This is a genomic window from Lysinibacillus parviboronicapiens, assembly GCF_003049575.1.
GTDB lineage: Bacteria > Bacillota > Bacilli > Bacillales_A > Planococcaceae > Lysinibacillus > Lysinibacillus parviboronicapiens.
In genome coordinates this window covers 1-6,482 of sequence record NZ_PYWI01000063.1, presented here as the reverse complement: position 1 = coordinate 6,482, position 6,482 = coordinate 1, and the positions used below count along the sequence as shown (strand labels likewise).

The following is a 6,482-nucleotide window of genomic DNA, read 5'->3' as shown; positions in this document are numbered from 1 at the left end:
TTATACGGGATCACTATGTCCCAACCAGCCTAATCATGTGTTAACAAGTAGAGGGCGAACAGTTTAGTTGTCGGGATCAAGTCCCACGGGAGCTTCCGTTCTACCCCGGCTACTATCAATCTATAAACTGAATAAAAAATAGTCAACCAGATTTCTCTGGCTGACCTTATAATACGAACGAGGGCTTTAGTGGAATAAGGAGATTTAAACACCTAGCTTCATTCACACTCTCATTCTGTCTGACGAAGGCTTTGTTTTATCGCAGACTAAAGGAAATTGAGCAAGGTGTTTAGAATTAACTTATAATAAATATTTTGTAATTGTAAAGGGAGAATATAATGTACTCTATAGGTAAATTTTCTGAAATATGTAATATTCCCGTTAAAACATTACGCTATTATAGCGACATTGGATTACTAAAACCTTCTTACATAGATCCTGTAACAAACTATCGGTATTATGACTATGACAAAATTCAAACCATGAAAAAAATTATGCTTCTAAAAAGCTGTCAATTTTCTTTAGCTACAATTAAGGAATTTATTAACAGCTCTGAACAAATACAATTGAAAAGTATATTAGCATATAAAATTGATGACCTTGAGGAACAAAAAGAACAAATCTCCAAACAAATAGAAGAATTGAACCGATTAAAAATGCAAATAGACAAAGAAGTTCCTATAATCCCAGGGCCTTTTCTATCCGATTGCTATATTGAAAACCGAGAGGGAATCCTAGTCTACACCATTCGTGAGAAAATAAAGGTCCAATTTATTGATGAGTTGGTTAAAAATTCATTTGATCGAGTTTACGCTTTTAATCTAATGATTACAGGGAAACTAATGGCTATCTTTCATGAAAGAGAATCGAGTCAAAAAGAGGCAGACATAGAGCTGCTTCTTCCAGTAGAAGATACGAATAAAATAGACGGCTGTAGGATTTTATCCAGTGGGATATACGCATGTATTACTGTTAAAGGCCCCTATTCGGAGTTGGATGAAGGATATAAAAAATTGAAAAGTTGGATCTTCGAACAAAATCTAACTCAGATAGAGAAAGAGGTCGAAATTTATGAAGAAGGTCTTGTACCTGCCAATTTTAATATTAGAGAATTAAGACCAGATTTAAACAGACACCCATCAGAGTTCGTTACCAAAATATGTATGCCAGTAATTAAGAAGTAAAGTTAACTTATAATTTTATATAAAAACAGGGTAAACTCTCCACCTACTGGAGGGTTTATTCTTTTTATATACTAATAAAAGGAGGGAATTACAATGTATCATCCGAGATTAAAAGGAGATGCTTACGAGGCAGGAAAGCATTATGCAGAAATTCTTTATAAAAATGGATTTCGGTTTCCGAACGTATCTGAAGAAAAATTAAAATTTGGAGAGGCATGCAAACATATTCTTACAGAATTTGATCCTAATATTGTGAAAGAAATACAAGGATTTGCAGAAGGCTGCCATTCTTCTTTTGAAGAAGTAAGTTCTTTTCTTTTAAGTATAGGAGTATTTGAATTGGCCGGTCAATGTAGTATTTTCTCAGCTTTTAACGGAAGAGAAATTATTATTGGTCGTAATTATGATATGCTCTTTAATCTGAAGAATTTTACAGAGTCCTCACTAGTTTGTTATGGAGGCAAAAATAAATATGTAGGTCATTCAGATTGTTTTATTGGAAAAGTTGATGGTATAAATCAACATGGTTTATTTGTAGGAATTACATCAGTTCCTCATGAGGGAATCAAGCCAGGATTGAATTTTTATTTTGCTGTTAAATATATTTTAGAAAATTGTTGTACTGTGGGAGAAGGAATAGAAGTTTTAAAAAGATTTCCAAGTTCGGTAGCTAATAACTACTTGTTAGCAGATCCCTTAGGGAATATGGCTGTTGTAGAAGTTACCCCTAATGACTATCAAGTACGCCTTCCTACCAATAATTATATTCATTGTACCAATCACCATGAAAGTACATCAGTATCTGAAAACTGGAATTGGAGCAAATCAAAAGAGCGTTTTGAAACATTAGATATACGTCTTAAAGAAAACGTCAATAAAATGACTCTTTCCATTGCACAATCAATTATGTCAGAAACCAAGGGACATGTTTGTTTAAATTTAAAAGAATATAATTTTGGTACGCTCTTCTCTGTTATAGCCAACTTAAATACATTAGATATACTTAGAGCCGAAGGTCAACCAAACAAAGCAAAATATAAATCAGATAGACGATTGACAGATGCTGTTTTAAAATAAACCCCTCTTGTAAAATAATGACATTAATCAAAAATTCGAACTGGAGAGAGACAAATATGAATTCAATTCAAGCTTCTTTTTCTTATCTTGAAGGCAACAGTTATGAAATTGGTAGACGGCAAGGAGAGGAAATAAAAAAGAATCCTAATGCAATGAATGTAATTTTATCATCTGATTCAATAGATGAAACAAAATTTAAGGATACGAAAAGACTAATTGACCAATACTGTCCTGGTTTAAATGAAGAGCTACAGGGATTTGCAGATTCATTAAATGTAAAGCCTAGTTATCTTAACTTTTTTGATGAAACTTTGCTACAACCAGGGGGATGTAGTTTAGGCGCTGTATTGCCATCTAAAACAAGTGATGGTAAAACCTATGTCCTTAGAAATTACGATTTGTCACCAGCTATATCTGATATGAGACTCTGTACAACCAAGGTAAAAGGGAAATACAGTCATACCGGGTTCTCTGTTTCTTACTTTGGCCGAAGTGAAGGTTTAAATGAAGAGGGATTCTGTGTAGCTTTTGCCTCATGTGGTATTCCAGTTGGAAAACATCCGGGAATGAAAAAGCCCATCATAAAAGGACTGCAGTTTATGGTAATAGTAAGAGCTTTACTTGAAAATTGCAAAGATGTTGCGGAAGGAATTACTTATTTAGAGAATATGCCTATTGGAACAAATATGAATTTGCTCCTGGCAGATGCCGAAGGTAATGTAGCTTTAGTAGAAACTTATGATGGAGAAAAGGTTGTAGAAAGAGGCAAAAAAAAATCAAGATTTTTTATTGCGACCAATCACGCTTTAATGCCAGAAATAATTAAGTTAGAAAACAGAAAATTAGAACAATCTGAAATACGTTATAATTTTTTGAAAAATAACTTAGAAAGTAATAATTTTATTACAAAGAATGAATTACAACAACTAATGTTAAAAGAATATCCTAATGGTGTAACAGTGCACAATTTTGAAGAAAATTTCGGAACTGTCCATTCTATCCTATTTAATCTTAATGATAAACAATTAGATATTTCTTTTGGTTCCCCTATAAATAATAAAATCTATAAATTAATAGTAGGAGAAACCTTGCCTTTTAATGAATTAGAAGTTTTCATTGAGAACACTAACTATGGGCCAAACTTTTGGAAGTTAAACAAATAATACTTCAAATATCAGAAGGAGTGGACAAATCTAGGTATTCTCCTATAAGCAATCTACGTGCGTTTAGAAAAAAGAGTGAGATAAATATAGGAATTGGGATTAGTAATTTAAAAAGTTTGACAGTACCACTTAAAGAAGACTCAGGTTCTTATTGTACTAACGGGTGCGTTAATTAAAGACCATTGAGTTGCTAAGGCAGCTCTTTTTTCTTTATTAACTAACGCAGTCGTTAAATGTAGGAAAGACATATCAAGAAGTAATTGCTGCCTGGTATGAAGAAGAGGATCGTAAGAAAGACCCTTCATACATCACAACAATTAGTTCCCAATTTGAATATAATCAATTTACGCGGGATTACTTTACTGATCCTGAAAACAAAGGGAAAAAGCGAGAAGATGTTATTGTTGCTTGGAAGGAGATAAAGAAATTACCAGGAGAAAATAAGTATATATCGAAAAGTAATTCTTGATCCCTTCTTCTTCAACTATAGGTGCAGATTAGTTTAACAAGAAGGGATTCCCTGATTGGTTTGGATGTAAGCATAGAATGTTTTATAAAATTTTTCACGATTTGAAATTATTCAAATCGTACATTTTCTGAGATTTCTTTAATTTTGTCCCAATCTAAAATTTGAATTTCTTTCTCTTCTCGTTTGATAATCCCTTTCTCTGTCCAGTCCTTTAGTATTCTATTTAGATGTCTTTTTGTAGTACCAATCAATGAGGCAACATCATCTAAAGAATTTGTTTTTATATATTGATTTACATGTGAAGGGGATTCAACTGAACATAAATAAGCAGCTAGACGTACACTTACTGGTGAGAGTGCATTTACTTTTGATGAAATGGTGCAAGTTAAAAGCTTATAGGCTAGCTCTTTCAACAATAGTTGATTAAATTTACTATCAAATTTTAAATTTGTTTCATACACTTCTAAAGGAATAAATAATACTTCACATGGCTCTACTGCAATACAGTTTGATACAACTAAGCAATCTGCAAAGATTTCGATATCGCCCATAATTGCTGGTTGTTGACAGTAGCGTAATAGTAATTCTTTTCCTGTCACTTCTAAGCTAGACACCATATATCTTCCTGAAAGTAAAAAATATATGCCATCTATCTTGTCACCTGCTTTTAAAATAAATTCATTAGGTTGAAAAGTACGTACAAAAAGGGACGATATTAGCTCTTTTGCTAAAGTGTAGTGATAAATAGATCGAAATAGATTTTGACTCATTTTTCCCTCCGGGACATCTGTCCTTTATTGTTTGTTTTTATTTATTTTAATATAGTTATAGTCAATTAATAAAGAGGTAGGGATTCAAATGAACTTTGTATTCGATTTAGATGGAACACTTTGTTTTGATGGTAAGAGTATTGATAGAGAAATTATTGATGCACTTCAAGAATTAAAGTTAGCAGGGCATCAAGTGATTTTTGCCTCAGCTAGGCCGATTCGAGATTTAGTACCTGTTATACCAAAAAGCTTTCATGAAGGTCTATTGGTTGGAGGAAATGGTACATTTACTTATGATCATGGGCAAATTCAAGTGATACATTTTGAACAACAAATTTTAGACAAACTCATTAAACTCATTTATCAACATCAATTAAAATATTTAGCAGATGGTCAGTGGAATTACGCCTTTACAGGTAATGTTGCACATCCTATTTATCGAAATATCGATAAAACTAATTCAACGAACATTTCGTTGGAACAATTACTGCCAGTCTGCAAATTAGTTTTATTCCAACCAAATAAGGAAGTATTAGAAGCTCTTCAAGCAATTCCTGTCACAGTCACACACTATAAAACTGAGCATGCCATCGATATAAGCCCTCTCGGTATTAATAAAGTTAGAGGACTTCATATGTTGAACATTCAACAGTTTATTGCTTTTGGGAACGATAGTAACGATCAATGCTTGTTTGAACATGCAGTACATAGCGTATGCGTCGGGAATAATGACGTGAAACGTTATGCGAAAGAAAACATTGAACGAGCAGATGTAGCAGGAAAAATTCGAGCATTAATTGGAAAGTGTTGTGTAGATGAAGGAGATACATCTAAGCTTATTAAAAATTAATAACGCTTTCAATAAGGTTAAAACTTTTGTAGATACAGTTAGCTAAAAACTTCGAAGTAACAAGGGTAATAGGGATACTTGTAGTTAATAGATATAAGCAGCTAAAGGCTTTCGGTTATCTAGAATAAAAGTTTGTTATTCAACTCCCATGAAAGAACGTAATAATCTTTCATTTTCTGTGGTGTAGTGTTGATTGTACGCGACATGGATGGCTAACGGGCGCGATTGTTGAACAACACCGGTAGAAAATAATCAAACTTTTTTATAAAACCAAAACTTAAATATGCTACATAAGAATCCATTTTGATCAATCTTTTTTCAAAATGGATTTTTTTAATTTGCCGTAAAATGCAGATTCATTGGTTATTTTTAATCAAACTTTATTTCAAAGCTACACTATACAAACATTTGATAACAGGATTTTTTAGTAGATTGGATGCTCGTTGATAAAGACCGTCCTTCAATATCAAATAAAAAAATGGTAGAACCAGTTTATGACAATATGAATTATAGAAATATGGAATGATGACAATTGTTATTATAAATAGTGTCACTATTTTCTTATAAAATGCCTTAGAATACTGAGGAAAATATGACAGTATTAAATATAATTCACAATAAGCTATTGTAGTTTTATAAAAAAGATTGATCATTTAAAACAAAGTTCGATTATTTAAAACAAAAATTGATCATTTATAATAAAGTTTGATTAAAAATCCTGTGTTGATATGCAGGATTTTTTTTGTTCAACAAACGGGCCATTTAATTGAATAACACTTCTAAATTAAAAATAAGATTTTATGTTAAGCTTGATGTGAGTTGTGAAACAATGTACTTAAGCTAACGGAGCAGCATTCCTGTTTGAAGGATGTTTGAGGTCTTGAAAGAAAAGGAGCCCTCTAGTATGATGCATGAGTGTCAACGACCATTGACCCATCATCAAACAAGGAGGACTCCTTTATGCATTTT

Annotated in this window: 5 protein-coding genes and 1 pseudogene; 5 read left to right on the top strand and 1 reads right to left on the bottom strand. The window is 32.4% G+C overall.

Translation table 11 applies throughout. The features are described 5' to 3' along the window. Positions 1-338: 338 nt before the first annotated feature. From C9J35_RS22705 to C9J35_RS24440, 4 genes and pseudogenes are all read left to right on the top strand, one after another. Positions 339-1,184 (top strand): MerR family transcriptional regulator, encoded by an 846-nt coding sequence (locus C9J35_RS22705; RefSeq protein ID WP_107927104.1) that lies wholly within the window; start codon positions 339-341, stop codon positions 1,182-1,184. A 93-nt stretch (positions 1,185-1,277) separates the two neighbouring features. Then, entirely contained in the window at positions 1,278-2,261 is a 984-nt protein-coding gene (locus tag C9J35_RS22700; RefSeq protein ID WP_054770068.1) for a C45 family autoproteolytic acyltransferase/hydrolase, read from the top strand. Between the two features lie 56 nt (positions 2,262-2,317). Beyond that, positions 2,318-3,424, top strand: coding sequence for a C45 family autoproteolytic acyltransferase/hydrolase (locus C9J35_RS22695; protein WP_235616410.1), 1,107 nt, complete (start codon positions 2,318-2,320; stop codon positions 3,422-3,424). Between the two features lie 232 nt (positions 3,425-3,656). Next, positions 3,657-3,893 (top strand): annotated as a pseudogene (locus tag C9J35_RS24440) (DUF6434 domain-containing protein); the annotation flags it as partial. A gap of 107 nt (positions 3,894-4,000) precedes the next feature. Here the strand turns inward: C9J35_RS24440 and C9J35_RS22685 are convergent. Further along, positions 4,001-4,663: a Crp/Fnr family transcriptional regulator gene (locus C9J35_RS22685; protein WP_107927099.1), complete on the bottom strand. Its 663-nt coding sequence runs from the start codon at positions 4,661-4,663 to the stop codon at positions 4,001-4,003. 88 nt (positions 4,664-4,751) lie between these two features. Between C9J35_RS22685 and C9J35_RS22680 the strand changes: the two genes are divergently transcribed. Continuing rightward, positions 4,752-5,513 (top strand): HAD-IIB family hydrolase, encoded by a 762-nt coding sequence (locus C9J35_RS22680; protein ID WP_054770069.1) that lies wholly within the window; start codon positions 4,752-4,754, stop codon positions 5,511-5,513. Positions 5,514-6,482 lie beyond the last annotated feature (969 nt).